Annotated in this window: 25 protein-coding genes; 12 read left to right on the forward strand and 13 right to left on the reverse strand. The window is 64.7% G+C overall.

Features of this window, described 5'->3' with window-relative positions:
* Nucleotides 1-6: 6 nt before the first annotated feature.
* From rapZ to KTQ36_RS06620, 4 genes are read right to left on the reverse strand one after another with little or no spacing between them, the layout of a single operon-like run.
* Entirely contained in the window at nucleotides 7-849 is an 843-nt protein-coding gene (rapZ, locus tag KTQ36_RS06605) for an RNase adapter RapZ (RefSeq protein WP_218632911.1), read from the reverse strand.
* On the reverse strand, nucleotides 846-1280 hold the full coding sequence (locus KTQ36_RS06610; protein WP_218632912.1) for an HPr kinase/phosphorylase: 435 nt from the start codon (nucleotides 1278-1280) through the stop codon (nucleotides 846-848). Before KTQ36_RS06610 ends, rapZ begins: the two co-directional genes overlap by 4 nt.
* A complete protein-coding gene (locus KTQ36_RS06615) occupies nucleotides 1277-2848 on the reverse strand; it encodes a sensor histidine kinase (protein WP_218632913.1) in 1572 nt (523 codons plus the stop codon). The genes KTQ36_RS06610 and KTQ36_RS06615 overlap by 4 nt, the downstream gene beginning before the upstream one ends.
* Nucleotides 2817-3530 carry a response regulator transcription factor gene (locus KTQ36_RS06620; protein ID WP_218632914.1) on the reverse strand — a complete coding sequence of 238 codons (714 nt, stop codon included), beginning with the start codon at nucleotides 3528-3530 and terminating at the stop codon, nucleotides 2817-2819. Before KTQ36_RS06620 ends, KTQ36_RS06615 begins: the two co-directional genes overlap by 32 nt.
* Before the next feature lie 163 nt (nucleotides 3531-3693).
* Here KTQ36_RS06620 and KTQ36_RS06625 point away from each other — a divergent pair, with 163 nt between their 5' ends.
* Both KTQ36_RS06625 and KTQ36_RS06630 read left to right on the forward strand, forming a co-directional pair.
* Nucleotides 3694-5292, forward strand: coding sequence for a phosphoenolpyruvate carboxykinase (locus KTQ36_RS06625; RefSeq protein WP_218633859.1), 1599 nt, complete (start codon nucleotides 3694-3696; stop codon nucleotides 5290-5292).
* A gap of 88 nt (nucleotides 5293-5380) precedes the next feature.
* A complete protein-coding gene (locus KTQ36_RS06630) occupies nucleotides 5381-5914 on the forward strand; it encodes a lipocalin family protein (RefSeq protein WP_218632915.1) in 534 nt (177 codons plus the stop codon).
* Here the strand turns inward: KTQ36_RS06630 and KTQ36_RS06635 are convergent.
* The 3 genes from KTQ36_RS06635 to KTQ36_RS06645 form a co-directional block, all read right to left on the reverse strand.
* Nucleotides 5911-6303, reverse strand: coding sequence for a DUF3597 domain-containing protein (locus KTQ36_RS06635; protein ID WP_218632916.1), 393 nt, complete (start codon nucleotides 6301-6303; stop codon nucleotides 5911-5913). The two genes, KTQ36_RS06630 and KTQ36_RS06635, sit on opposite strands and share 4 nt — an antisense overlap.
* 89 nt (nucleotides 6304-6392) lie before the next feature.
* Nucleotides 6393-6857 carry an NfeD family protein gene (locus KTQ36_RS06640; RefSeq protein ID WP_218632917.1) on the reverse strand — a complete coding sequence of 155 codons (465 nt, stop codon included), beginning with the start codon at nucleotides 6855-6857 and terminating at the stop codon, nucleotides 6393-6395.
* A 6-nt stretch (nucleotides 6858-6863) separates the two neighbouring features.
* On the reverse strand, nucleotides 6864-7823 hold the full coding sequence (locus tag KTQ36_RS06645) for an SPFH domain-containing protein (protein ID WP_218632918.1): 960 nt from the start codon (nucleotides 7821-7823) through the stop codon (nucleotides 6864-6866).
* A 58-nt stretch (nucleotides 7824-7881) separates the two neighbouring features.
* Here KTQ36_RS06645 and KTQ36_RS06650 point away from each other — a divergent pair, with 58 nt between their 5' ends.
* The 5 genes from KTQ36_RS06650 to KTQ36_RS06670 are packed head-to-tail and all read left to right on the forward strand — an operon-like array spanning nucleotide 7882 to nucleotide 13396.
* Complete coding sequence (locus KTQ36_RS06650) at nucleotides 7882-8727, forward strand: HpcH/HpaI aldolase/citrate lyase family protein (RefSeq protein ID WP_345777680.1); 846 nt, start codon at nucleotides 7882-7884, stop codon at nucleotides 8725-8727.
* Nucleotide 8728: 1 nt separating this feature from the next.
* Entirely contained in the window at nucleotides 8729-10222 is a 1494-nt protein-coding gene (locus tag KTQ36_RS06655) for a M28 family metallopeptidase (protein ID WP_218632919.1), read from the forward strand.
* Nucleotides 10223-10265: 43 nt separating this feature from the next.
* On the forward strand, nucleotides 10266-11729 hold the full coding sequence (gene guaB, locus KTQ36_RS06660) for an IMP dehydrogenase (RefSeq protein ID WP_218632920.1): 1464 nt from the start codon (nucleotides 10266-10268) through the stop codon (nucleotides 11727-11729).
* 9 nt (nucleotides 11730-11738) lie between these two features.
* Nucleotides 11739-12893: an RsmB/NOP family class I SAM-dependent RNA methyltransferase gene (locus KTQ36_RS06665; protein WP_218632921.1), complete on the forward strand. Its 1155-nt coding sequence runs from the start codon at nucleotides 11739-11741 to the stop codon at nucleotides 12891-12893.
* 26 nt (nucleotides 12894-12919) lie between these two features.
* Nucleotides 12920-13396, forward strand: a complete 477-nt coding sequence (locus KTQ36_RS06670; RefSeq protein WP_218632922.1) for a hypothetical protein — start codon at nucleotides 12920-12922, stop codon at nucleotides 13394-13396.
* Here the strand turns inward: KTQ36_RS06670 and rsmA are convergent.
* From rsmA to KTQ36_RS06690, 4 genes are all read right to left on the reverse strand, one after another.
* Nucleotides 13393-14214 (reverse strand): 16S rRNA (adenine(1518)-N(6)/adenine(1519)-N(6))-dimethyltransferase RsmA, encoded by an 822-nt coding sequence (rsmA, locus tag KTQ36_RS06675; RefSeq protein ID WP_218632923.1) that lies wholly within the window; start codon nucleotides 14212-14214, stop codon nucleotides 13393-13395. The genes KTQ36_RS06670 and rsmA overlap by 4 nt on opposite strands.
* Nucleotides 14211-15242, reverse strand: a complete 1032-nt coding sequence (gene pdxA / locus KTQ36_RS06680; RefSeq protein WP_218632924.1) for a 4-hydroxythreonine-4-phosphate dehydrogenase PdxA — start codon at nucleotides 15240-15242, stop codon at nucleotides 14211-14213. The genes rsmA and pdxA overlap by 4 nt, the downstream gene beginning before the upstream one ends.
* Nucleotides 15243-15251: 9 nt before the next feature.
* Nucleotides 15252-16586: a peptidylprolyl isomerase gene (locus KTQ36_RS06685; protein ID WP_218632925.1), complete on the reverse strand. Its 1335-nt coding sequence runs from the start codon at nucleotides 16584-16586 to the stop codon at nucleotides 15252-15254.
* A gap of 67 nt (nucleotides 16587-16653) precedes the next feature.
* Entirely contained in the window at nucleotides 16654-18849 is a 2196-nt protein-coding gene (locus KTQ36_RS06690; protein ID WP_255554404.1) for an LPS-assembly protein LptD, read from the reverse strand.
* A 147-nt stretch (nucleotides 18850-18996) separates the two neighbouring features.
* On the opposite strand from KTQ36_RS06690, the gene KTQ36_RS06695 reads away from it, so the two are divergent.
* The 3 genes from KTQ36_RS06695 to ndk all read left to right on the forward strand — a co-directional run bounded on the left by KTQ36_RS06695 (nucleotide 18997) and on the right by ndk (nucleotide 21396).
* Nucleotides 18997-20460 carry a leucyl aminopeptidase gene (locus KTQ36_RS06695; protein ID WP_218632927.1) on the forward strand — a complete coding sequence of 488 codons (1464 nt, stop codon included), beginning with the start codon at nucleotides 18997-18999 and terminating at the stop codon, nucleotides 20458-20460.
* Nucleotides 20461-20472: 12 nt separating this feature from the next.
* Complete coding sequence (locus KTQ36_RS06700; RefSeq protein WP_218632928.1) at nucleotides 20473-20904, forward strand: DNA polymerase III subunit chi; 432 nt, start codon at nucleotides 20473-20475, stop codon at nucleotides 20902-20904.
* 69 nt (nucleotides 20905-20973) lie between these two features.
* A complete protein-coding gene (gene ndk, locus KTQ36_RS06705) occupies nucleotides 20974-21396 on the forward strand; it encodes a nucleoside-diphosphate kinase (protein ID WP_218632929.1) in 423 nt (140 codons plus the stop codon).
* A 91-nt stretch (nucleotides 21397-21487) separates the two neighbouring features.
* On the opposite strand, the gene purN is transcribed toward ndk, so the two are convergent.
* Together purN and purM are read right to left on the reverse strand one after the other, a co-directional pair.
* The gene (gene purN / locus KTQ36_RS06710; RefSeq protein WP_218632930.1) at nucleotides 21488-22447 is read right to left on the reverse strand and encodes a phosphoribosylglycinamide formyltransferase; all 960 of its coding nucleotides are present in this window, start codon (nucleotides 22445-22447) and stop codon (nucleotides 21488-21490) included.
* Nucleotides 22437-23501 carry a phosphoribosylformylglycinamidine cyclo-ligase gene (gene purM / locus KTQ36_RS06715; protein ID WP_218632931.1) on the reverse strand — a complete coding sequence of 355 codons (1065 nt, stop codon included), beginning with the start codon at nucleotides 23499-23501 and terminating at the stop codon, nucleotides 22437-22439. Before purM ends, purN begins: the two co-directional genes overlap by 11 nt.
* A gap of 67 nt (nucleotides 23502-23568) precedes the next feature.
* Between purM and KTQ36_RS06720 the strand changes: the two genes are divergently transcribed.
* Entirely contained in the window at nucleotides 23569-24801 is a 1233-nt protein-coding gene (locus KTQ36_RS06720; protein WP_218632932.1) for a heavy-metal-associated domain-containing protein, read from the forward strand.
* On the forward strand, nucleotides 24798-25409 hold the full coding sequence (locus KTQ36_RS06725) for an HdaA/DnaA family protein (protein WP_218632933.1): 612 nt from the start codon (nucleotides 24798-24800) through the stop codon (nucleotides 25407-25409). Before KTQ36_RS06720 ends, KTQ36_RS06725 begins: the two co-directional genes overlap by 4 nt.
* Nucleotide 25410 lies beyond the last annotated feature (1 nt).

Raw genomic sequence — 25410 nt, forward strand, 5'->3', positions numbered from 1 at the left:
GCCGGATCAATCGACCAGGTCGCGATGGCGGATCGAAATGGTTCGATCCTCCCCCTTCAGTCGTCCCGCCATTTCTTCCGCGGCGGCAACCGAACGGTGCCTTCCCCCCGTGCAACCGAACGCGACCGTTAGAGTATTTTTGCCCGCGGCCCAATAGCGCGGAATAAGCCCTTCCAGCAATGCCTCGATCCGATCGAGCGTCTCGCCATAGGCAGGATCGGCCTCGACATAGGAGCGCACGTCGCGGTCGCGCCCCGTCAGCGAGCGCAAATTTGGCTCCCAATAGGGATTTTTGAGGAAGCGCATGTCGAAGACGAGGTCGGCCGAACGCGGCACGCCGTCGGAAAAACCGAAGCTCAGGAATTGCACCACCGGCGGCTTCTTGTCCGCGCCGTAGCTGGTTTCGAGCCGCTCGCGCAGCTCCGCGGGCGAGCATTCGGTCGTGTCGATGATCGAGTCGCTGACTTCACGTAGAGGCGCCAGCAGTTTGCGCTCGCGCTCGATCCCCGCCTCCGCGTCCGCATCACCGGCAAGCGGGTGACGCCGCCGCGTCGCATCGTATCGCCGGACAATTTCGTCGTCGCTGCAGTCGAGAAAGAGAAGCTCAGGATCCACGCCCTCGATCTCGGCCACGCGCTTGGACAGCTCGTTGGGGTCGAATTCGCGAGTGCGCGAGTCGATGCCGACCGCAAAGGGGCCGTCGCTGCGGGCATGGCCGACGAAATCGGACAGGAGATCGACGGGCAGCTTGTCGACAATCTCCCAGTCCCAGTCCTCGAGCGTATGCAGCACGGTCGAGCGACCTGCGCCCGAAAGGCCGGTGACGATCAGGAGCCGCTTCTTGCTCATTTCTCTTCCAACCCCAGTCGGTCGAGCGCCATGTCGACGCGAATGGCAGCCGAAGGGCTCGACCCCGCCAGCCGGATGCGCGGGATCTCGATCCCGAAGAAGCTCTCGGTCTCGCCTTCGGGCAGGCGCTCCGGCTGCTCACCGAGCGAGACGAACAGGCAGACGGGCACGTTTTCCTTCACCGGCAATTCGACGATGCCGAGACCGCGCACTTCCATCTTGCCGCTGATCGAGGGCGGTGCTGTGGCGATGACCCGGCCTTCGTCGACGCTCAGCAAGGTCTGGTCGTCCGCGACCAGCTTGAAATCGCGGTCGATTAGCTGGAGCGCGAGGTCGGACTTGCCGCTGCCCGACGGGCCGGCGAGCATGACGGCCCTGCCGCTGCGACAGACGGTAGTGGCGTGGACTGTTTCGGAAGAGAGCTGGGTCATCGGCCTTTCAACGCTGGCAACAGGATCGTGAAACAGGCCCCCGAACCTGCGCCCTGACGAGGGGCCACGTCAATCGTTCCGTCATGGCCTTCGACGATCGCGCTGGCGATGGCGAGCCCGAGCCCAGAATGGCGACCGAAATCCTCGCCTTGCGGCCGCAGCGAGTGGAAGCGGTTGAAGATCGTCTCGCGCATGGCCTCGGGGACGCCCGGTCCTTCATCCTGCACCTGGACCCGAACCTTGTCGCCGACGCGCTGCGTCGTGACCTCGACCAGCCCGTTGGCCGGCGAGAAGCTGATCGCATTGTCGAGCAGATTGTCGATCGCGCGGGCGAGGCGCGAACCGTCACCCTCGACCATCACCGTGCCGCTCTTGGGGCGGGCATAAGCGATCCGCGCATTGCCGGTCTCGCGCCGATCCTCCCATGCCGAGACCAGCTGTCCGACCAGCTTGCCCATGTCGACGGGCTCAAACTGGGTACGGGCAAGTTCAGCATCGGTGCGCGCAGCTTCGCTGATCTCGGTGATCAGGCGGTCGAGACGCACGACATCCTGCCGCACCACGTCGAGCAATTGCTTCTTGAGCCCCGGATCGTCGATCCGCTCGAGACTGTCGACCGCGCTGCGCAGCGAGGCGAGGGGATTCTTCAGCTCATGCGCGACGTCGGCCGCGAAGGCCTCGGTCTCGTCGACGCGGCGGCGCAGCGTATGGCTCATGTCGCTGACCGCACGGGCGAGCGTGCCGATCTCGTCGCGGCGGTCGGGAAGCCGCGGCACGTTGATCTCGGGGCTGCGCCCCAGCCGGACACGATGCGCGGCAATGGCGAGATGGCGCAGCGGACGCACGATCGTTTTCGAGAGCAGCGAAGAGAAATAGATCGACAGGACGAGCGCGACCCCGAGCGCAATGGCGAGATTGCCCCGCTGCCTCCGGACGGCACGCGTGTAGCTGCGGTCGTTGATGGTCGCGAGCAGCACCAAATCCTCGCCCGGCACGGGCGTCGCGGCGGAAAAGACCGGCGTGCCGTCGGGCGCATCGCGCGTCTGGGTGACCGACCGGCCCGTGCCCGCCGCATCGACGACTTCCTGCCACGAGGTGCGGTTGTCGGTCTCGGGTTCGACGAAGGGCGCGAACGGGTCTTCGCCGGTAATCGCGTTAAAGCCGCGGTCGATCGCGCGCGCGACCTGTTTCGCGATGCCCTGTGTCTCCGGATCGCGCAGGTCGTAGGTGGCGGGTCCCACGCTCCAGCTGTCCGCGACCCTTGCACCGTCAGACGCATAGAGCCGCAAACGCGGCCCGTCGCTGCCAGCCTGCGCTGCGAGTAGCGCAGCGCGGTCTTCGGCATCGATCGCGGGCAGGGTGGCAGCCGCCGCGCGCGCCTGCGCCGAGAGATGCGCGATCCGCTCGTCGCGCAGCTGATTGCGATAGGCGTCGAGGAACAGGATCGCCGCCGCGAACAGGACAAGCGTGAAGATGTTGACCGCCAGGATGCGGTAGCGGACCGTCCACTTGCCTCGCCATCCGACGGGCGGGAGGTCACTCTTCTCCGAAACGGTATCCGACGCCATAGAGGGTCTCGATCGCATCGAAGTCGGGCGCGATGGCGCGGAACTTGCGACGGATGCGCTTGATGTGGCTGTCGATCGTGCGATCGTCGACATAGACATCGTCATGATAGGCGACGTCGAGCAGCTGGTTGCGCGATTTCACGACGCCCGGACGCTGCGCAAGCGTCTCGAGGATCAGGAATTCCGTGACCGTCAGCGTGACCGGCTTGCCGTCCCATTCGACCTTGTGCCGCGCCGGGTCCATCGTCAGGCGGCCGCGCACCATCTTCTCCTCGCGCGGCGCATCGGCATCGCCGTCGACCGGCTTGCCCGAGGCAAGGTCCTGCCGACGCAGGATGGCGCGGATGCGCGCGATCAGCAGGCGCTGCGAGAAAGGCTTCGCAATATAATCGTCAGCGCCCATCGCCAGGCCCAGCGCCTCGTCCAGCTCATCGTCCTTCGAGGTCAGGAAAATGACGGGAAGCGCGGAAAATTCACGCAGTCGGCGCAGCAACTCCATCCCGTCCATCTGCGGCATCTTGATGTCGAACACGGCGAGGTCGGGCTCGTCGTCCTGAAGCGCCTTCAGTGCCGATTGTCCGTCCGTATAGACGCGGGTGATGAAGCCTTCCGCCTGCAGAGCGATCGACACGCTGGTCAGGATATTCCGGTCGTCGTCGACGAGCGCGATCACATGAGCCATGGATGTCGGCTTGCCGACCCCGTCACCGCTTGGCAAGAAAAGTTTCATGATGTGAGCGTTCACGGCGTTGCCCCGAAGCCCCTCGGGTGCCTATAGGCGCAAGGGAAGGAAGGACGACCCGGAACCGTCCTTTCCAACAGGAGACAATGTTGTGACCGAGCGTATGCCCGCATACGGGCTCGACGATCAGGGTATTTCCACCAAGGCGAAAATTCACTGGAATCTGACCACCGGACCACTGGTAGAAGAGGCCATCCAGCGCGGCGAAGGCAAGCTGGCCAAGAACGGCCCGCTGGTCGTGAAGACCGGCAAGCACACCGGCCGCTCCGCGAAGGACAAGTTCATCGTCAAGGACAGCGTCAGCGACGGCGCGGTCTGGTTCGGCAAGACCAACGTGCCGATGAGCGAAGAGCATTTCGCCGCGCTCAAGGATGATTTCCTGGCGGCGGTCGCGGACAAGGACGAGCTGTTCGTCGCCGACCTCTACGGCGGTTCGCAGCCCGAGCATCGCGTCAAGGTGCGCGTGGTCAACGAATATGCCTGGCACAACCTCTTCATCCGCACGATGCTGGTCCGCCCCGAGGCGCAAGACCTGCCGGGCTTCGAGCCCGAATACACGATCATCGACCTGCCGAGCTTCCGCGCCGATCCCGAGCGCCACGGCACGCGCAGCGAAACGGTCATCGCGGTCAGCCTCAAGGAAAAGATGATCCTGATCGGCGGCACCGAATATGGCGGCGAGATGAAGAAGTCGGTCTTCGGCCTTCTGAACTTCCTGCTCCCCGAAAAGGGCATCATGCCGATGCATTGCTCGGCCAATATCGGCAAGGACGGCGACACGGCGGTCTTCTTCGGCCTGTCCGGCACGGGCAAGACGACGCTGTCGGCCGACCCCAACCGCACGCTCATCGGCGACGACGAGCATGGCTGGTCGGATGAAGCGGTCTTCAACTTCGAGGGGGGCTGCTACGCCAAGATGATCCGCCTGTCGGAAGAGGCCGAGCCGGAGATTTACGGCACGACCCGCAAGTTCGGCACGATCCTCGAGAACGTGGTCATGGACCCCGTGACCCGCGAGCTCGATCTCGACGATAACAGCCTCGCGGAGAATAGCCGCGGTGCCTATCCGATCGACTATATCCCCAACACGAGCGACGAGAATCTGGGCCCGGTACCCAAGACGATCGTGATGCTGACCGCTGACGCCTTCGGTGTGCTGCCTCCGATCGCGCGTCTCACGCCCGACCAGGCGATGTATCACTTCCTCTCGGGCTACACCGCCAAGGTGGCTGGGACCGAGATCGGCGTGACCGAGCCCGAAGCGACCTTCTCGACCTGCTTCGGCGCGCCCTTCATGCCGCGCCACCCGACCGTCTACGGCAACCTGCTCAAGGAACGGATCGCCAAGGGCGGCGTGGACGTCTGGCTGGTCAACACGGGCTGGACCGGCGGCAAATATGGCGTCGGCAACCGCATGCCGATCAAGGCGACGCGCGCGCTCCTCAATGCCGCACTCGATGGCTCGCTCAATGATGCCGAATTCCGCAAGGACCCGAACTTCGGCTTCGAAGTGCCGGTCGCGGTGCCGGGCGTCGACACGGCGATCCTCGATCCGCGCGGCACGTGGGACGACAAGGACGAATATGACCGCACCGCGGCCAAGCTCGTCGACCTTTTCAACGAGAATTTCGCGCAGTTCGCGGAGCATGTCGATCAGGGCGTCCGTGACGCCGCACCGGTCAAGCAGACCGTCGGCGCATAACCACCATGTCACGCAAGGAGGGGCGCTTCCGCAAGGAGGCGCCCCTTTTTCGTGGGAACTGCCCGGGCTCGCGGCGCATTGCGCGAGCATGAGAACCATCGCCTTACTCGTCGCTGCGCTGTCGCTCTCCGGTTGCGCCACAATCTTCGACAAGCACCCGGTCGGCAATCCGGACGTGCCCGAGCCCGCCAAGTCGGTCGACCTCGAACGCTATGTCGGTACCTGGTACGAACTCGCCCGCTACGAGCAGGGATTCCAGAAAGGCTGCGAAGGCGTCACCGCAACCTATACGCTACGCGACGACGGCAAGATCGGGGTGGTCAACCGCTGCCGCGAGCCTGACGGGGACATCGACACCGCAACCGGCAAGGCCAAGGTGGTCGACGCCGCCACCAATGCCAAGCTGAAGGTCAGTTTCTTCGGCCCCTTTTACGGCGACTATTGGGTGCTCGATCGCGGCGACGACTATGACTGGGCGATCGTCGGCGACCCGTCGGGCCGCTATCTCTGGATCCTGTCGCGCTGGCCCGATCCGGGCGAAGACGTCTTCCAGAATCTGAAAGCCCGCGCTGCAGCCTTGGGCTACGACACGGGCTATCTCAGGAAAACGGCGCAGCCTTAGGTGCGCAGTTCGGCAGAAATCCTGCCGCCATTCTTTTCCAGCTCGTCCATGACGCGGCCATGGAGCCAGATATTGTCCTCGGCCGTACCCGAATAATCGCTGCGACCCATTTCGACCGCCAGCTCCTTGCGGTTCTCGTAGCTGGGATCGAGGTCAAGCAGCTTCATCAGGTCGACGATCGACGTTTTGTAGTTGAGGTCCTGGCCGGCGCGTTCGTAACGGTCGGCTAGCACGGCATCGACATCGACGGTGGTCGTCGTGCCGCTGGTCGCACCGCTACCGAACCCTGCACCCGAGGGGGCCTGGTCGCGCTTGAAAATCGTGTCGTTGGTTTCGGCGCGCGCCTTCTTGCCGAAGATGGCGTCCTTGATCTTGCTGAAAATACCCATGCAGTCCTCCTTTTCGCTTGGGGATCAAGCGCATGGGGAGGGGCGGGCGTTCCGGAGCGTCGGACGAACTGTGCCGTTTCGGGGCTGTATCAGTTGCCGGGCAGCGCGGGTGCACGCTCGACGATCAGGCAATTGCCCTGGATGCCCGAGATGACGACCTTTTCGCCGGCCTCCGCAGTAAAGTCGCCGCGCGCATTCCATTCGCTGTCGCCGACCTTCACGCGGCCTTCGCCATCGCCGATGGCGCGCACGACCGTGACCTTGCGCCCGACCAGCTGCGCTGCGCGCTCGTTAAGCAGGCCGTCGCTTTCGTCATGGACCGGGCGTGCGTAAATCTTCTTGCCGATATAGACCGACACCGCGGTGTAGAGCGCGAACAGGCCGAGCTGCGCGGCGAGGCCGAGGTCGAACATCAGCGTGAAGGCACCGGTCGCCAACGCCGCGGCGCCGATGAAGACCAGGAACACGCCGGGCGCCAGCAGCTCGAGCGCGAGCAGCAGGACGCCTGCGATCAGCCACCAGGTTCCGGCATCGAGATCGGCGAATTCGAACATGGCGGCTTAGTCCTTCTTGGTACCCGGAACCGACGAGCCGACCGCGCTCGCCTTCACGACATGGTCGCCGAGCGCTTCCTTGGCGATCTCGCCAATGCCGCCGAGAGAGCCGATCAACTGGGTTGCTTCGACCGGGAAGAGGATAGTCTTGGCATTGGGCGAGGTCGCGAACTTGCCGACCGCCTCGACATATTTCTGGGCGACGAAGTAGTTGATTGCCTGCGCATCGCCCTTGGCAATGGCCTTGCTGACAAGCTCGGTGGCCTTGGCCTCCGCTTCGGCAAGACGTTCGCGCGCCTCGGCTTCGCGGAACGCGGATTCGCGTTCACCCTCGGCCTCGAGGATCGCAGAAGCCTTGTGGCCTTCCGAACGCAGTATTTCCGATGCGCGATGTCCTTCGGCCTCGAGGATCGCGGCGCGCTTTTCGCGCTCGGCCTTCATCTGGCGCGTCATCGCGTTGACGATGTCGGCGGGCGGACGGATGTCAGCCAGCTCGACGCGGGTGATTTTCACGCCCCAGGCCTCGGTCGCATTGTCGACCACGGCGAGCAGGCGGGCGTTGATTTCGTCACGCTTCGACAGCGTTTCGTCGAGGTCCATCGAACCCATCACGGTACGCAGGTTGGTGGTCGAGAGCGCCATGATGGCGCTGTAGAGGTCGGCGACTTCATAGGCGGCTTTCGAGGCGTCGAGCACCTGGAAGAAAACCACACCGTCGACCGACACCATCGCATTGTCCTTGGTGATGATCTCCTGGCCGGGAATGTCGACGACCTGCTCCATCATGTTGATCTTGTGACCGACGCGATAGAAGATTGGCGGAACGAAGTTGAAGCCGGGGGTCGCGGTCCGCGTGAAACGACCGAAATGCTCGATCGTGTAGCGATAACCCTGTCGCACGATCTTGATCGCCGAAACGACGTAGAGGATCGTGAAGAAAACGATGGCGGCGAGTACGTATTCCATGACTAGTCATTCCCCCGGGAGTGAGCTTTATGGGACCATGATGTTCTAAGGAGAGGGTGTGACACAAGCAAAATGCGCCAATCGTGCAGCGCTGTTCGACCGTCCGGCGGCACTTTTCCTCCCCGCGTCACGCCCGGGAGCGATCGAAAAGGCACGCGCGAGCGATGCCGATCTGTGCATTCTCGACCTCGAAGACGCGGTGAAGACCGAGGACAAGGACGAGGCGCGCGAGGCGGCGATCGCGGCCGTCGCGCAGGACTGGTCGATGCCCGTGGGCATTCGCATGAACGCGCCGGGCACGCGCTGGCATGCTGCAGACCTTACTGCGCTCTCCACCTCGGCGGCGGACTTTCTCGTGGTGCCGCTGGTCGGCAGCGCCGAGCAGGTCGATGCGGTGGCGAGCCGTGCGAAACAGCCCGTTGCAGCCATGATCGAAACCGCACGCGGCGTGCTTGCTGCCGACGAGATCGGACGGGTGGCCGCCGCCCTGATCGTCGGCACCAACGACCTTGCCGCCGACCTGCGCCTGCCGGTCGGGGCAGGGCGCGGAGGGATGCGCCACGCCATCGAGCGGGTCGTGCTCGCAGCGCGCGCCTGCGGCATCGCGGCTTATGACGGCGTCTATAACGGGCTCGAGGATGACGAGGGCTTTCGCGCCGAAGCGGCCGAAAGCCACGCGCTCGGCTTCGACGGCAAGACGATCATCCATCCCAAGCATATCGCTTCGTGCAAAGCCGCCTTCGCGCCTGCCGAGGCGGATGTCGAACGCGCGCGCCGCTTGATCGAAGCGTCCGGCGAGACCGACGGGGTGGGTGCTATCAATTTCGAGGGAGAAATGGTCGAGGCGATGCACGTCGCGGCGGCCCGGCGGCTGATCGAGCGCGCTGAACAACAGGGAGAATGACATGACCAAGTTCGCAGCCTTGCTGGCCGCCAGTGCCGTAATTGCGGTGCCCGCCTGGGCCGACCCGGTCGAGGAAGCCGAAATCCGCGAAGTGCTCGAAGTGCTCGCCAGCGACGAGTTCGAAGGTCGCGAACCCGGCACCGAGGGCGGCCGCAAAACCCTACACTATCTCGCGACCCAATGGGCCGAGGCCGGCTTGGTCGGCGGCGCGCGCGATGGCGGGTGGTACGAGCCGGTCATACTCGTTTCCAGCAAACCGACGGTGAGTCCGGTCGCCGCCCGTGACGGCGACAAGCCTGTCGAACTGGCAGGCCGCTCCGCGCTAATCGTGGGCGGCAGCGAACCGACCGCCTTGTCGGATGTCCCGATCGTTTATGGCGGCTATGGGGTCACGCCCGAAGGCGCCCCTTTGCCCGATATAGCAGGCAAGCTCGTCCCGATGCTGGCAGGACCCGCCCCCTTCGAAGGGATCAGCCCGGCAAACAACAATCCGCTCGGCCGTGCGATGGGTCTTCTTGGCGCCGGTGCTAATGCTGTTCTCGCGATCCTCCCGTCCGGAATGCCCTTCGACGGTATCGTGGCCCAGATGTCGGGCGGCCAGCCGCGGCTTGAGGGCACGTCGGGAGGTGGCGGCGGCATGCCTGACGGGGCGGTAATCGGCGTGGCCAATGATGCGTTCGTCGATGCCATCGCCCAACACGCCGGAAGCGACGGCGCGCAATGGGCGGAGGCAGCAGCAACCGAGGACTTCTCCGCCGTCGACACCGGTCTCGTGACTGACATCGAAGCCGCAGCCAGTGCGCCGAGCCGGTCCGTCTATTTCAACGTCGTCGGCAAACTGCCCGGCACCGACCCGTCGCTAGGCGCGATTGCAGTGGGTGGCCACTGGGACGGGTACGGCATTTGCCGCCCCGAGGGAGCCGAGGACCGCATCTGTAACGGCGCGGTCGACAATGCCTCGGGCCTTGCCGCAATGACGGCATTCGCCGATGACCTGGTCGAAGACGGACCCTATCTGCGCGACATCCTCGTTGTCGGCTTCACGATGGAGGAAAAGGGCCTGTGGGGTGCGCGTGGCATGGCCGCAAACCCGCCGCAGGATATCGACCTGCTGTTCAACATCGACACCATCGCCACTACCGACAACACCGACCGCGTCGCAGTGATCGGGCGCGGGGTCTTCGCGATGGACGAGGAGGTGCTGGCCGCGGTCGAACCCCACGGATACACACTCAACGACACGCAGAAATATTCGAACCGGCAGGACGGCCACGCCTTCGTGCAGGCGGGCATCCCGGCCTATGTCGTGTCGGTCAATTGGGGCGATATGGAGAATTTCGACCGCTACGTCGACGAGGGACCTTATCACCAGCCGGGCGACGACATGAGCGAGGTCCGCCTCGGTGCGACGGTCGCCGATGCCAACCTCAACCTTGCGCTCTTGCAGCACTTCGCGGACAAAGCGGCGCTGCCTGAAGGAAAATCGGAGGAGTAGCCAAGGGCTTGGCGAATCGGGGCCGTTTCTGCCAAGGGGCGGGATGGCCCACGATATTCCTCTCGGACTGACGTTCGACGACGTCCTCCTCCAACCGCTCGAATCCTCTGTCCTGCCCAGCCAGGCGGACACGTCGACCCGGCTGACCAACGCGATTTCGCTCAACATCCCGCTGCTCAGCTCGGCGATGGACACGGTCACCGAGGCCGACATGGCGATCGCGCTCGCGCAGATGGGCGGGATCGGCGTGCTCCATCGCAACATGAAGGTGAAGGAGCAGGCTGCCGCAGTTCGCGCGGTCAAGCGGTTCGAAAGCGGCATGGTGGTCGAGCCGATCACGATGCGTCCCGAGCAGACGCTCGCCGAAGCGCTCGAGACGATGAAGGCCAACAAGATTTCGGGCATTCCGATCGTCGATGGCTCGGGCAAGCTGGTTGGCATCCTGACCAATCGCGACGTTCGCTTCGCCGACAATGCGCAGCAGCCCATTTCGGAACTGATGACCTCGGACAATCTTGCCACCGTGTCCGTCGGGACGGGTCAGGAAGAGGCGCGCAAGATCCTGCACCAGCGGCGGATCGAGAAGCTGCTCGTCACCGATCGCGACGGGATGCTGGTCGGACTGATCACGGTCAAGGACATCGAGAAAAGCGTCGCCAGCCCCAACGCGACCAAAGACGAGGGCGGCCGCTTGCGCGTCGCTGCGGCCTCGACCGTTGGGGACAAGGGCTTCGCGCGTGCCGAGGCTTTAATCGATGCTGGCGTCGACTGCGTAGTGATCGACACCGCCCATGGCCACAACAAGGATGTCGGCGCTGCGGTCGAGCGGCTCAAGAAATTGCGCGAAAGCGTTCAGGTCATTGCCGGCAACGTGGCGACCGGCGAGGCCGCGGAAGCGCTCATCGGCTCGGGCGCGGACGGGATCAAGGTCGGTATCGGCCCCGGCTCGATTTGCACCACGCGCGTTATCGCGGGTGTCGGCGTGCCGCAGCTGACTGCGGTCATGCAGGCATCCGAAGCCGCCGACAAGCACGGCATTCCGGTGATCGCCGACGGGGGCATCCGCACCTCGGGTGACATCGCCAAGGCGCTGGCCGGCGGCGCATCGAGCGTCATGGTCGGCTCGCTGCTTGCGGGCACCGAAGAAGCGCCGGGAGAGACGTTCCTGTACCAGGGGCGCGCCTACAAGGCCTATCGCGGCATGGGCAGCGTCGGGGCAATGAGCCGCGGCAGCGCCGACCGCTATTTCCAGCAGGATGTCTCGGACCAGATGAAGCTGGTGCCCGAGGGGATCGAGGGGCAGGTGCCGTACAAGGGGCCAGCGCGCGATATCGTCCACCAGCTGGTCGGCGGCGTGAAGGCGGCGATGGGCTATACCGGGTCGACCACCATCGAAGAGCTCAAGCAGCGTGCGCGCTTCGTGCGCATCACCAACGCCGGGCTCTCCGAAAGCCACGTCCACGACGTCTCGATCACGCGCGAGGCGCCCAACTATCCGACGCGTTAGGGGTTCGTCATGACTCCCGCTGCCCGCGTTCAGGCCGCTATCGAGATCCTCGATGCAGTGATCGCGTCCGCGCGCGACAACGGTCCGCCCGCCGACCAGCTAGTGCGCGACTATTTCCGCACGCGGCGCTACGCGGGCTCGAAGGACCGGCGCGCCGTTCGCGAACATGTGTTTGCCGCGATCCGCATGCTGGGCGAGCGGCCCGAGAACGGGCGCTCGGCGATGCTGGCGCTGGTCGGACCGGACCTCTTCGACGGTAGTCCGCATGGCCCTTCTGTCGTGGGCGAGGGCGAGGCGCCTGCAATCGCTTCATATGTGCCGGCATGGATCGAAAGCCAGCTTTCACCCCTGTTGGGCGAACGTGACGCTCTTCTCGAACGCGCGCCGCTCGATCTGCGCGTCCATGCGATCAAGGGCGATCGTGAGGCGCTTGCGGACGCGCTGGGCGCGGCGCTTACGTCGCATAGTCCCTGGGGCCTGCGGCTCGAGCCCGACACGCGGATTGACGACCATCCCGCCTATCGCTCGGGCGTGGTCGAGGTGCAGGACGAGGGGAGTCAATTGGTCGCGTTGGCCTGCGCGCCCGCCGATGGCGAGACGGTGCTCGACCTGTGCGCAGGGGCAGGGGGCAAATCGCTGGCGCTGGCCGCGATGGCGCCGGGGGCAAGGATCATCGCTTCCGACGTCAACCGGCAGCGCCTTTCTCAATTCGCGCCGCGTGCCGAGCGGGCGGGGGCGGAGATTGAAGCCTTGCTGCTCGATCCGCCGCGCGAACTTGAAGGGTTGATGGATTTGCACGGGCAGTGCGATCTCGTGCTGGTCGATGCGCCGTGCAGCGGTTCGGGAACGTGGCGGCGCAATCCCGAGGGTCGGTGGCGCCTGACGCCCGAACGGCTCGATAAGTTGACTGAATTGCAGGACCGCGTGCTCGATCTCGCTGCGCCCTGCGTGTCACCCGGCGGACGGCTCGTCTTCGCGACCTGCTCCATCCTCACGCGAGAGGGCGCCGACCGCATCGACGCTTTCCTCAGCCGCCATTCAGATTTCGTGAGCGAAGATGCGCTTCCCGATGTCGGTCGCAAGGCGGGGCAGGGGCGCTTGCTCACCCCCGGCCATGACGGGACAGACGGGTTTTTCGTCGCAAGGCTGCGGCGTTCATGCTAGCCGACAGGTCAGCAACGGAGATTTTGATGCGCACGACACCCCTCGCTTTGGCCCTCGGCCTGTTCGCTTCCACCCTTGCGGTGCCCGGCGTGGCGCAGGAACGGGCAATCGATCCGGCATCGATCGCGCTGGTTGAGCAGGGCAAGGCCGCGCTTGAAGCCGGCAATCTCGACGCGGCCGACGACGCGTTCGAAGCTGCGCTTGTCGCGGATCCCGCCAACCGGGCGGCGTTCGTTGCCATGGGCCGCGTGGCGATCGAGCAGGAGCTCTACGGACAGGCGGTCGCCATGACGCGCAAGGCTTTGAAGCTCGAGCCGACCGACCGCGACGCGTTGGCGGTGCAGACCGAAGCGCTGGTGGCGATGGGCGCGATCGAACGCGCCAAGGCCAACCGCGCGAAGCTCGCCAAGCTGTGTCCGACGGGCTGTGCCCAACTGACGGCAAGCGATGAGCGGATCTCGCTGGCAGCAGCAGCGCCTGCGACGGGCGAACGCGCCAACTAGGCGATTGCGCGCGCGAGCGCGACGAATTCATCGACTGAAACCGTCTCGGCGCGACGCGTCTCTTCGATTTCTAGACTTTTAAGTGCTTCAAGCGCTTGAGGCAGGCTCTTGAGAGACTGTCGCAACATCTTTCGCCGTTGGCCGAACGCGGCTGCGGTGACCTTGGAGATGGCTTGTGGCGTTACGCCCGCGGGCGGATCGGGATTGGGCGTGACGTGGACGACGGCCGAAGCGACCTTGGGTGGCGGGACGAAGGCCGAACGCGACAGCGTCATCGCAATCTTTGGCGTCGAGCGCCACTGCGCCAGGACCGCCAGCCGCCCGTAAGCCTTGTCGCCTGGACTGGCGACGATCCGCTCCGCGACCTCCTTCTGGAACATCAGTGTCAGGCTCTTCCAGAATGGTGGCCATTCCTCGCTGTCGAGCCATCGGGTCAGCAGCGCCGTCCCGACATTATAGGGCAGGTTGGCGATGATATGGGCGGGCGCGTTCAGCAGTTTGGGCTCGTCGATCGCCATCGCGTCGCCCTCGATATAGTCGAACTGACCCGGAAATTCGGACTTCAGTTCTTCCAGAACCGGCACGCATCGGCGGTCCATTTCGACCGACGTGAGTGAGACTCCGCGATCGAGGATCGCACGGGTAAGGCCGCCGGGGCCAGGGCCGACTTCATAGGCGACGTCGCCCTCTTCCAACTCGGGAATTGCCGCGATCCTTGCGAGAAGCTGGCGATCGAGAATGAAATTCTGGCCCAGCGCCTTGGAAGCGCTCAGCCCGTGCCGGGCGATGACCTCGCGAAGCGGCTCGGGCCCGCTCACTTGCCGATGGCCATGCCCGTGCGCCCGGCCTGGGCGAGTGCCTTGCGGCAGTTGGCGGCATCGCGCGCGCAAATCAGCGCTGCGGCCATTGCCGTCGGTTCCGCCTGATCGGTGCCCGCAATGTCGAAAGCGGTGCCATGATCGGGGCTGGTGCGCACGATCGGAAGGCCGAGCGTGATGTTCACGCCCTCGTCGAAGTGCAGCGCCTTGAGCGGGATAAGCGCCTGGTCGTGGTACATGGCCAGCGCGGCGTCATATTTGGCGCGGGCACGGTCGTGAAACATCGTGTCGGCGGGAAGGGGGCCCACTACGTCCCAGCCTTCGTCGCGCAGCTGGTCGATCGCAGGCCCGATGATCTCGATTTCCTCGGTGCCGAGCGCGCCATTCTCTCCGGCATGCGGGTTGAGCCCGGTCACTGCGAGGCGCGGCTTCTCGATCCCGAAATTGCGGATCAGGCCGCGAAGCGCGGCGCGACCGCGCGAGGCGACGAGGTCGACGGTTAGTGCCTCACTGGCTTCGGAGAGGGGAATGTGCGTCGTTACGGGCACCGCGCGAAGGCTCGGTCCGGCCAGCATCATGGCAACGTTCGACTTTGACACGCCGCAGCGTTCGGCAACGAACTCGGTCTGCCCTGGGTGTGTGAAGCCGATCTCGTACAGCTGCTTCTTGCTGACGGGCCCGGTGACGACGGCGGCGGCGGCACCTTCGCGGGTAAGTCCGACCGCCATCTCCAGACTGTCATAGGCGCAATGCGCGCCGGCCCCGTCAGGCTGCCCGGGCGTGATTTCGCCGCCCGAACGGATCGGGATGACCGGCAACCCTTCGTCGAAGCGCTCGAACCCGTTTTCCGGACTGTCCACGACCGCGATCGGTCCATCCCAGACGGCTTCGACCGACCTGGGATCGCCAATCGCGACGAAGGCGGGAAGGTCGAGCTCGTGCCTTCCCGCCCAGCATTTCGCGATGACCTCAGGACCGATCCCGGCAGGATCGCCCAGCGAAACCGCAATGGGCCGGGTCGCCGTCATCGTCGCGATTTAGCGATAGTCGATCACGGCATCGCGGCGCAGGTCGCGAAGATAGCGGCGCGCACGCGAGTTGATCCGCTCGGCCCGCTTCTGCTGCTGCACTTCGGCGAAGCTGGGCAGGCCGGGCGTCGCTTCCTCGCGGCCGCACAGGACGAGCACGCGCACGCCTTCCTCAAGCGATCCGAACGGACGCGTGGCCTGGCCGACCTGCATCGGGATCATCATCTGCTGCAGTTCGGGCGGAAGTTCGCGCATCGAGACGTCGTCACGGCTCAGAACCTGGCCTCCAAAGTCGCTCGCAAGCTTCTCCGCGCCGCCACATCCGCCAAGATTGGTCGCGGCCTCGGCAAACCGATCGACGATGGCGTTGGCGGCCTCGACCGAGATCCCCTGCTGCAGCGGGATGGCGACCTGCTTGAGCGACAGCTGCGCATCGCGCGGATCGGCGGTGAGGATCGTGCGACGGTCCTGGACCGCGAGGATCGAATAGCCGCCCGGGATCTTGATCGGGACCGAGACCGAGCCAAGCTGGATTTGCGGGAGTGCCTGCGCCAGTTCGGCAGGCAGCTGTTCGGGCCGGATCCAACCGAGATCGCCGCCGACGGCCGCGTGGCTCGCCTCGCTATACTGACGCGCGACCGCAACGAAGCTTGCACCCTGACGGATCAGGTCGAGCACACGCAGCGCATTTTCGCGAACCTGCTGGTCGTTGGCGGGGGTCGCCGACAGGAAGATCTCGCCAACGCGATATTCGGTCGTCCCCTTGGACGCTTCAAGCTTCGCCAGGACAGCGCGGACTTCGTCATCGTCGACCGACACGAAATTCTCGATCTTGTACTGCTGCAGGCGCGACCAGGCGATCTCGCCACGAATTTGCTGGCGCATCGTTTCGAGCGACGCGCCATTCTGCTCGAGCAGCGCCGCAAGCTCTTCGACCGTACGGCCCGAATCTTCGGCGACGGCTGCAAGGGTGCGCGCAACTTCCTCGTCCGAGATATTGATCTCTTCCGCGGCGGCAGCCTGGATCTGCAACGTCTCGTCGATGAGGTTGGCGAGCACCTGCTGGCGCATGTCGGCGACCTGCTCGGGCGGGATTTGCTGGCCCGACGCGACCAGCATGAAGTTCATCCGCTCATTGATGTCGGTCTGCGTGATCACCGCGCCGTTGACGATCGCAGTGGCTTTGACCACCGGCGGGATTTCGCGGCCGAAGATCGTGATGGTGTCGGGGATATCGAACACGGGGCGCTGCGCCTGGGCGGCGTCCTGCGTCATGGCCGCAGGGGCGGCGGTGACGGCCATCGCGGCGGTGGCGGTGGCGAGGAGGGCGTTCTTCCAGTTCATCGGCAACATGGTCCTTGTCATTCGAATCATTCGGCTTTTTGTAGCATATCGCAGCCTGAACGGCGGCTTAGCGGCCCAACCCCTTCAACGAGAATTGGATGGAGAATGTCGACCCCTTCCGGAAGTCGCCAATCTGCTCATAGTCGCGCTTCCAGCTCGCGCCAAGCTCGATCGAGTCATCTTCGTAGAGAATGCCGATACGGTGCCGCGCCGGCTCGAACCCGTCGGCCAGGGAAAGCGGGTCTTCATCGGTCGACGTGAGGTCGAGAACGGTCGCCCCGAAGATCGAATAATAGCGCGAGAACTTGATTCGCGCCGCGACACGCAGCTCTTCTTTGTCGCGCAAATCTTCGATCGTCGTGTCGATGTCGCGATCGAGGCGCAAATAGCCGATCTGCGCATAGGTCTCGGTCGTCCCGAAGACGAGATCGAGCTCGTTGCGCCGGATCGCGAGGTTGTCCTTGTCCAGCCGGAAGCGGTGGGTGAAGTCGATCATGCGCCCGAAACGAAGGCGCGTGCGGCCAACGAAGTCGGACCACTTGTCGGTCAGCCCGGTACCGTCGGGCAAGATGTCGGGCGCGCGGGTCAGTCGATAGCTCTGACCGATATTGGTCCGAATCGACATGTTCGGACGGTCGAGCAGATATTCGAGCCCGTAGGTGATGCGACTGCCATCCTCCCAGCGGTCATATCCGGGGAAGCGGTTGAGAGCGAACAGGTTGCTGTCCTCGAGGTCGATGGCACGCGCATCCTCGTTGGGGATCTTGAGGTTCTCGGTGTCGGGCGTCACCACTAGCTGGATCCGCGGGACGAGCCGCTGTGTGCCGCCGAAACCTTCGCCGATCAGCGGCATGCGCAGATCGACCGCACCCGCAACGATGGCGCGCGTGTGCCAGCCATCCTCTCCGCGGTAGATGACGGTGTCGGTCAGGGCGGAATCGTTCGTGTGGTAGACGTCGCCGCGCCCATAGGCGGTAAAGGTGATTTCCTGCCCCATCGAGGTCAGCATGCGCCGATCCCAGCGCGCCGAGGCGAAGGCACGCTGCGTATCCTGTCCGTCGATCCTCAGGATGGCGAGGCTGTTCGCCTGGAGCTCGACACGGCCGCCCGCGATTGGATCGTCTAGACGGAGGCGCGCGTCGATCGCGGGCAGGGCGATCGGGATCTCTTCCTGCACATCGTTGACGCGCAGCCCCTGGAATGCCCAGCCGGCGATCGAGACATAGCTGTCTTCGCCGATCCGCTCGGTGCGGATGAAGTTCCGGAGCCGATCGTCGCGGGTAATATCGTAGCGGCGGGTGACGGTCTTATCGGTCGCGACGCGGAAGTTGGCAGTCGTGCGCCACCACGGATCGTGCTGGAAGCGGCCATTGCCTTCAAAATAGCCGCGAATGTCTTCGGACAGCATCTTGTTGGGCGCATCGGGATCGGGATTGTCGATGTCGCCGTAGGTCAGGAAGGCGCCGGCCTGCCACGCCCCGCTTTCGCCCAGATGCCTGTATCGGCCCTCGATGGCGGGCAAGGCTTCGGTATAGACGTGCGGCGTGATGGTGAAATCGCGATTTTCCGCGATCCGCCAATAGTAGGGAAATGCCAGCTCGACCCCGTTAATGCCGCTGATCGAAATGTCGGGGACGAGTGCCCCCGTCGCACCGCCCAGCTGGGTCGGATCGCCCACCTTGAAGGCCGGGAAGAGCGGTACCGAAAGCTTAAAGATGTGCAGCTGCCCGCCCTCGAAGCGGATCGAGCCGGTCTCGTCGTCGCGAACGATGCGTGCGGCGGTAATGCGCCAGCTGGAGGGTTTGGAACAGCCGCCTGGCCCCACCGTGCCACAAGGCGAATAGATCGCGTCCCTGAGTACAAGGTCGCCGTCGACGCGGTTGGCGCTCCGTGCGGCAATCCGGCCACCGCTTTCCAACGCGACGAGCAGATTGTCGATCGCACCGGTGGCGAGGTCCTCGTCCAGCTCGACGCGGTCACCCATGATGCGGTCGCCGACCGGACCGAGGGCAACCACGTTGCCGGTGGCGACGACGATCCCGGTCTTGCGGTTCCAGCTGACCTCGTCGGCCGCCAACCAGTATCCGTCGCGGTTCATGCGTACCTGCCCGCGGGCGGTGACGATTTCGTCTTCCGCCTGATATTCGATCACGTCGGCGCTGAATTCGATGGCGGCGTCTGGGTCTGCAGGCTGGTCCAGGACGACCGCGTCCTGCGCCAGCGCAGGGGCGGCCCATGCCGCGCTTAGCGCGACCCCCGCCATAAGGAAAACCCTTGCTCGCATCGTCCCTCTCACCGGCCCAGCCTATGGCAGTATGGACCCAGTGGGGCAATCCGCCTTTGCATTTTCACATGAGAGGGCCTTAAGAAGCCCCACGACCTATTCACGCCAATTCAAAAAGGTGTTTCCATGAAGATTAAGTTCGCTTCGTCCCGTCCCGAAGGGGATTATGCCCTCGTGCTTCCGGCCGACGGCCCCGATTGCAAGCGGCTCGACAGCCTAACGGGGGATGCGGCGGCCGCGCGCAAGGCGCTCGAGCGCCAGCGTTTTGAGGGGAAGAAGGGAACGGCTGCAGAGACTTATCTCGCGGGCGAAGACGGGCGCCGCCTGCTGGTCGTCGGACGTGGCGACGGCAAGGCGATCGACGCCGAAGCCGCCGGTGCGCGCGTGGCGGCACGCTTGATGATCTCGGGTGAGAACCATGCCGTGATCGACCTGTCGGATGCCGAGTTCGACGCCGAGGGAGCGGCGCGTGCGGCACTGGGCGTGGCGATGCGCGCATGGCGCTTCGACGAGCATCGCACCAAGATGAAGGACAAACAGAAGATCACGCTCAAGAAGGTCACCATCGTCGGTGCCGCCAAGGGCGCGGAGAAGCTGTGGAACGACCGTTACAAGGCGGTCTACGAAGGCACCTGCCTAACCCGCGAACTGGTCACCGAGCCGCCCAACGTCATCTACCCCGCCACCTTCGTCGACCGGGTCAAGAAGTGGAACAAGGGCAACGGCCTCGAGATCGAAGTCCTTGGCCAGAAAGAGATGGAAAAGCTCGGCATGGGCGCGCTGCTGGGCGTTGCGCAGGGCTCGGTGAAAGAACCCAAGCTGCTCGTGATGAAATGGATGGGCGGCAAGAAGGGCGAAAAGCCCACCGTGTTCATCGGCAAGGGCGTGACCTTCGACACGGGCGGCATATCGTTGAAGCCCGGACCCGGCATGGACATGATGAAGTGGGACATGGGCGGTGCCGGTGCGGTCGCGGGTGCGATGCACACGATGGCGCAGCGCAAGGCCAAGGCCAACGTTATCGGCGTGTGCGGCCTGGTCGAGAACATGCCCGACGGCAATGCGATCCGCCCGGGCGACGTGCTCAAGACGATGAGCGGTCAGACGGTCGAAGTGCTCAATACCGACGCCGAAGGTCGCCTCGTCTTGTGCGACGCGATCACCTGGACGCAGGAAAAGCTGAACCCGGCTGCGATGATCGATCTCGCGACACTGACCGGAGCGATGGTCATCACTTTCGGTCACGAGCATGCCGGCATCTTCTCTAACAATGACGATCTCGCCGACAAGCTGCTCGAGGCGGGCAAGGAGACGGGCGACCTGCTCTGGCGCCAGCCCTTGTCGGACGCCTATGACCGACTGATCGACAGCCCCATTGCCGACATGAAGAATATCGGCCCGCGCGAGGCCGGTTCGATCACGGCGGCGCAATATCTCCAGCGTTTCGTTGAGAACGACACGCCGTGGGCGCATCTCGACATTGCCGGCATGGCTTGGTCCGACAAGGACAAGACAACCTTCGGCAAGGGCGCGACCGGCTATGGCGTGCGCCTGCTCGACGAATATATCGCCGACGAAGTCGAAGGCTAGGGACGACCTCCGATGCGGGTGGATTTCTACCAACTGGCCGGCGATCCACCCGCCTCGATCCTTGCAAAACTCGCGGCCAAGCTGCTCGACGATGGTGGACGGCTGCTCGTCGTCAGCGAAGATGAAAAGGCGCTCGCTGCCATCGACCGGCAACTCTGGGACGAGCCGGGCTTTCTCGCCCACGGGCGTGAAGGCGGGGCGGACGACCAGCACCAGCCCATCCTGCTCTCGACGCGCGACGTCGCGGCCAATCGCGCGCGCAATATCGCGATCATCGATGGGAAGTGGCGACCGACCGCATTGAGCTTCGACCGGGCCTTTTTCCTGTTCGACGAAGACCATCTTGATGCAGCGCGCGAGGCCTGGAAGTCGCTCAAGGGCAGCGACGAGGTCGAGCGGCACTACTGGGCGCGCGAAGAAGGGCGCTGGACGCAAAAGGCGTGAGGCTTGCGCTGCCGTCCCGACGGGGTTAGGGGGCGCGGCAAATCCAAACCCCCCACAGGAGCATCCATCATGGCGGTCACCCGCACCTTCTCGATCATCAAGCCCGACGCCACCCGTCGCAACCTGACCGGCGCGGTCACCAAGAAGCTTGAGGAAGCCGGCCTTCGCGTCGTCGCCTCCAAGCGCATCCACATGACCCGCGAACAGGCCGAAGGCTTCTACGCGGTCCACAAGGAACGCCCCTTCTTCGGTGAATTGGTCGAGTTCATGATGAGCGAACCGGTCGTCGTGCAGGTGCTCGAAGGCGAAGACGCTGTGAAGCGCAACCGCAACATCATGGGTGCGACCAACCCGGCCGAAGCCGACGAAGGCACGATCCGCAAGGAATATGCACTCTCGATCGGCGAAAACACGGTCCACGGTTCGGACAGCGACGAGAACGCCAAGATCGAAATCGACTTCTTCTTCGATGAAGACGAAATCGTTGGATAAAACTGTCTGGGAGACAGTTTTGCCGACGATTGGCGGCTAATCGGGTCGATATCGACCAACCGAGGGCGTCCGGAAACGGGCGCCCTTTTCATTAGAACTCCGCGGCCACCTTATGCAGCTTAGCCACTCGCGCCGGCGCGCATTCGATCCAGCTGCGCTGGAGCCAGTGCTCGACATGGTCCCAATCGGTATCGGGGCGATCGAGGCGGATGCCGATCCAGTTGGACGGTCCATAATATTGGGGACGGAAATAGAGGTCGGGGTCGGCTTCGATCAGGCCCGCCATTTCCTCCTGCCCGCTACATTTGACCAGGAGGCCGACATGGTCTTCGCCATGGTGGCGGACCCACATGATCGCGAAAAGCTTGCCCGTGCTTTTGCTGCCGACGCGCCAGGCGGGAGCACCGTGGCTTGTCTTGAACATCGTCTCGGGTAGCGCCAACGCGCGCCTGCCAACTTCCTCCGTGATCCAGTCGGGATCGAGCGCGCGCCCGAGATAGTCGCTGAGCACGCGCGGGTAGAGTTGGTGCTCGGCGATCAGCACACGATCGGCCAGCGTTTCGGGCGTATCGCCCTCGACGATTGCAACCTCGACCTGGCCCAGCACTTCGCCGGAATCGAGTTCGGGAATGACGAGATGCACGGTCGCGCCGGTCACCTTGTCGCCGGCGTCGATCGCCGCCTTGTGCGTGCCGACGCCTTTATATTTGGGGAGCAGGGACGGGTGGATGTTGACGATCCGGCCTTCCCATTTGGCGAGAAAATCGTCGGGGATGATGCGCATGAAGCCGGCGAGCGCGACCATTTCGACCTCGTGCGCGCGCAGTGTCTCGTCCAGCTGCGTCCAGAAATCCTTGGCTTTGCCGTCAAGCTTTGCGGTCGTGACGCCCTCGGCATGCGCCAGAGCAAGGCCCGGCGCATCGGGCTTGTTGCCCGTAACTAGCGCTGGCTCGTAGGGGCAGTCTTCCGCCCTCGATGCATAGATCAGCGCGGCCATGTTCGACCCGCGTCCGGAAATCAGGATGGCGAGGCGGGTGCGCCTAGCCGTCATGGCTCGCCGACCAGCCGTCGCCGATGACGGTGCAGCCCTTGGCGCCTTGCTCGATGCGGCCGATGACCGTCGGGGTTTCGCCGGCGGCGGTCAGAGCGTCGGTTACCTGATCGAGGTCGGTGTTGGAAATGACCAACACCATGCCGATGCCGCAGTTGAAGGTGCGGACCATCTCCTCGTTGGCGACATTGCCGCCTTCGCGCAGCTTGGCGAAGAGGGCCGGGAGTTCCATGTCGCTGACGTCGACGATGGCGCGGGCGCCGTCGGGGAGGACGCGGGGGAGATTTTCGAGCAGTCCGCCGCCGGTAATGTGGCTCAGCGCCTTGACCTTGCCCGACTGGACGAGGGGGAGCAGCGGCTTGACGTAGATGCGGGTCGGTTCGAGCAGCGCCTCGCCGAGCGTGCGCCCGTCCTCGAGCGTATCGGCGAGCGTCCAGCCGGCATGGTCAATGATGCGGCGGACGAGCGAGAAGCCGTTGGAATGGACGCCCGAGCTGGCCAGGCCGACGAGCAGGTCGCCGGGCGCGACCGCATCGCCGGTCAGCACCTTGGCGCGATCGACGGCGCCTACGCAAAAGCCCGCGAGGTCGTAATCGTCCTCGGCGTACATGCCCGGCATCTCAGCGGTTTCGCCGCCGATCAGCGCGCAGCCGGCCTGCTTGCAGCCCTCGGCAATGCCTTTGACCACATCGGTCGCGACCGCATTGTCGAGTTTTCCAGTGGCGTAATAGTCGAGAAAGAAGAGCGGCTCGGCGCCCTGTACGATGAGGTCGTTGACGCACATCGCGACGAGGTCGATGCCGACCGTGTCATGCTTGCCCAGGTCGATGGCAAGCTTGAGCTTGGTCCCGACCCCGTCATTGGCAGCGACGAGCAACGGATCGTCATAACCCGCGGCCTTGAGGTCGAAGAAGCCTCCGAAGCCGCCCAGTTCGGCGTTGGCACCGGGGCGCGCAGTCGACTTGGCGAGCGGTCCGATCGCCTTCACCAGCGCATTGCCGGTATCGATCGACACGCCGGCATCGGCATAGGTGAGGCCCTGATCCTTGGTCATGTCTGGCTTGCTAGTCACAACGCGCTTGGATTTCCACCGAAGAAACGCCAAAAGCGGGTTCGAAACCATGACGCGCATGCTCTTTCCCCTGATTGCCGCGATTCACGTCGGCGCGATGCTGTCGCTTTCCGCCTCGGCGCAAATGGCCGACGGCGACCGTGGTATTCTGCCCATCGACAGCGAAGGCCTGCTGGAAATCACCGGTATCGAAGTCGATGTCGAAGCGGAGAGCGCCGAAGCCGCGCGCTATGCGGGCTGGCAGATCGCGCAGCGCGAAGGGTTCGCCAAGCTATGGGCGCGCAACAAGGGCCGTCCGCAATCGCAGGCGCCACGGCTCAACGATGCGACGCTCAACTCGATGGTCTCAGCGATCGTGATCGAGAACGAGCAGATCGGTCCGACCCGCTATCGCGCGACACTTGGCGTGCTGTTCGATCGCGCGCGGGCGGGATCGCTGGTGGGCCAGTCGAGCGTGGGCCGTCGCTCGCCCCCAATGCTGCTTATCCCGCTGACGGTGAGCGGCGGCACGGTGACCTCGGTCGAGACGCGCAATCCGTGGCAGCGGGCGTGGGCACAGTTCCGCACGTCGGAAAGCCAAATCGATTATGTCCGGCCCTCGGGCCTCGGCGTCGACCCGCTGCTGGTCAACGCAGCAGTCACCCGTCGTCCGGACGCGCGCTGGTGGCGCGGCGTTGCCGACTATTACCAGGCCGCCAATATCCTGATCGCCGAAGTCACGCTCCACCGTGCCTATCCCGGCGGACCGGCACGAGCGCGCTTCGTCGCACGCGCCGGGCGCGACCGCGAAGTGCTGGGCCGGTTCGAGATGACCGCGCCCGACAGTGAGGCGTTGCCCGCGATGATGGAACGGGCGGTTGCGCGGATGGACGAAATTTACGAGCGCGCGTTCCGGCGGGGCGACCTGCGCGGCGACCGCGCGCTGATCATCCGCCGCGCGCGCCCGGTGGTCGAGGAAGTCGCCGAGGCTCCGCTCTCCATGTATCGCGTTCGGCTGATTTCGACCGACGGCGCCGCGCTTTCCGACGGGCTCGACGGCTTGCGCTCGGTGCCGGGTATCGAGGCGGTGGTCGAGAACAGCCTTGCCATTGGCGGTGTGTCGACGGTGACGATCACCTATCGCGGCGACGTCGATGCCTTGCGCCGTGCGCTTTACGCACGCGGTTGGAATGCGGCCTATGCCGGCGGAACGCTGACCATGTCGCGGCGCAATGACGGGCCGCCGCCCAGCGCGCCCGTGACCCAGATCGAGCTGCCGCCGCCGACCCCGCAGGGCCAATGAAGCCCGCACCCCAAATCGCCTTGCCCCTCGATTTCCCGCAGGGGGAAGATCGCTCGCGCTTCATCGCCGGAGACGGCAATGCCGAAGCGCTCGACGTGCTCGAACGCTGGCCTATGTGGCCGGTCAAGGCGGTAATCGTGACCGGTCCGCGCCGGTCGGGCCGCAGCCTGCTCGGCCGAATTTTTGCGCAGAAGACTGGCGGGCGCCTGTTCGACGATGCCGAGCGGCACGACGAAGAGGATCTTTTCCACGCCTGGAACGAAGCGCAGGAGACGGGGTTGCCGCTGGTGATGGTAGCCGACGAAGCGCCCCCCAACTGGCAGCAGGAACTGCCCGACCTGCGCACGCGGCTTGCCGTCACCCCGATCGCGCGGATCGAAGAGCCCGACGATGCGCTGTTCGAGCAATTGCTGACGCTGCATTTCGCGGATCGCGGGCAACATCTTCCCCTGGAAGTGGCGCGCTACATCGCGGCGCGGGTCGAGCGCAGCTACTGGAATGCGGAGCGGATCGTCGACACGATCGATCGTGAAGCGCTGGCTTCACATTCGCGGCTCACCATCCCCACGGCGCGTCGCGCGCTGGGACTGGTCGAGGAGCAGGAGTGAG

It is taken from the genome of Sphingomicrobium clamense (assembly GCF_019264355.1).
In the GTDB taxonomy this organism is placed as follows: Bacteria; Pseudomonadota; Alphaproteobacteria; order Sphingomonadales; family Sphingomonadaceae; genus Sphingomicrobium; species Sphingomicrobium clamense.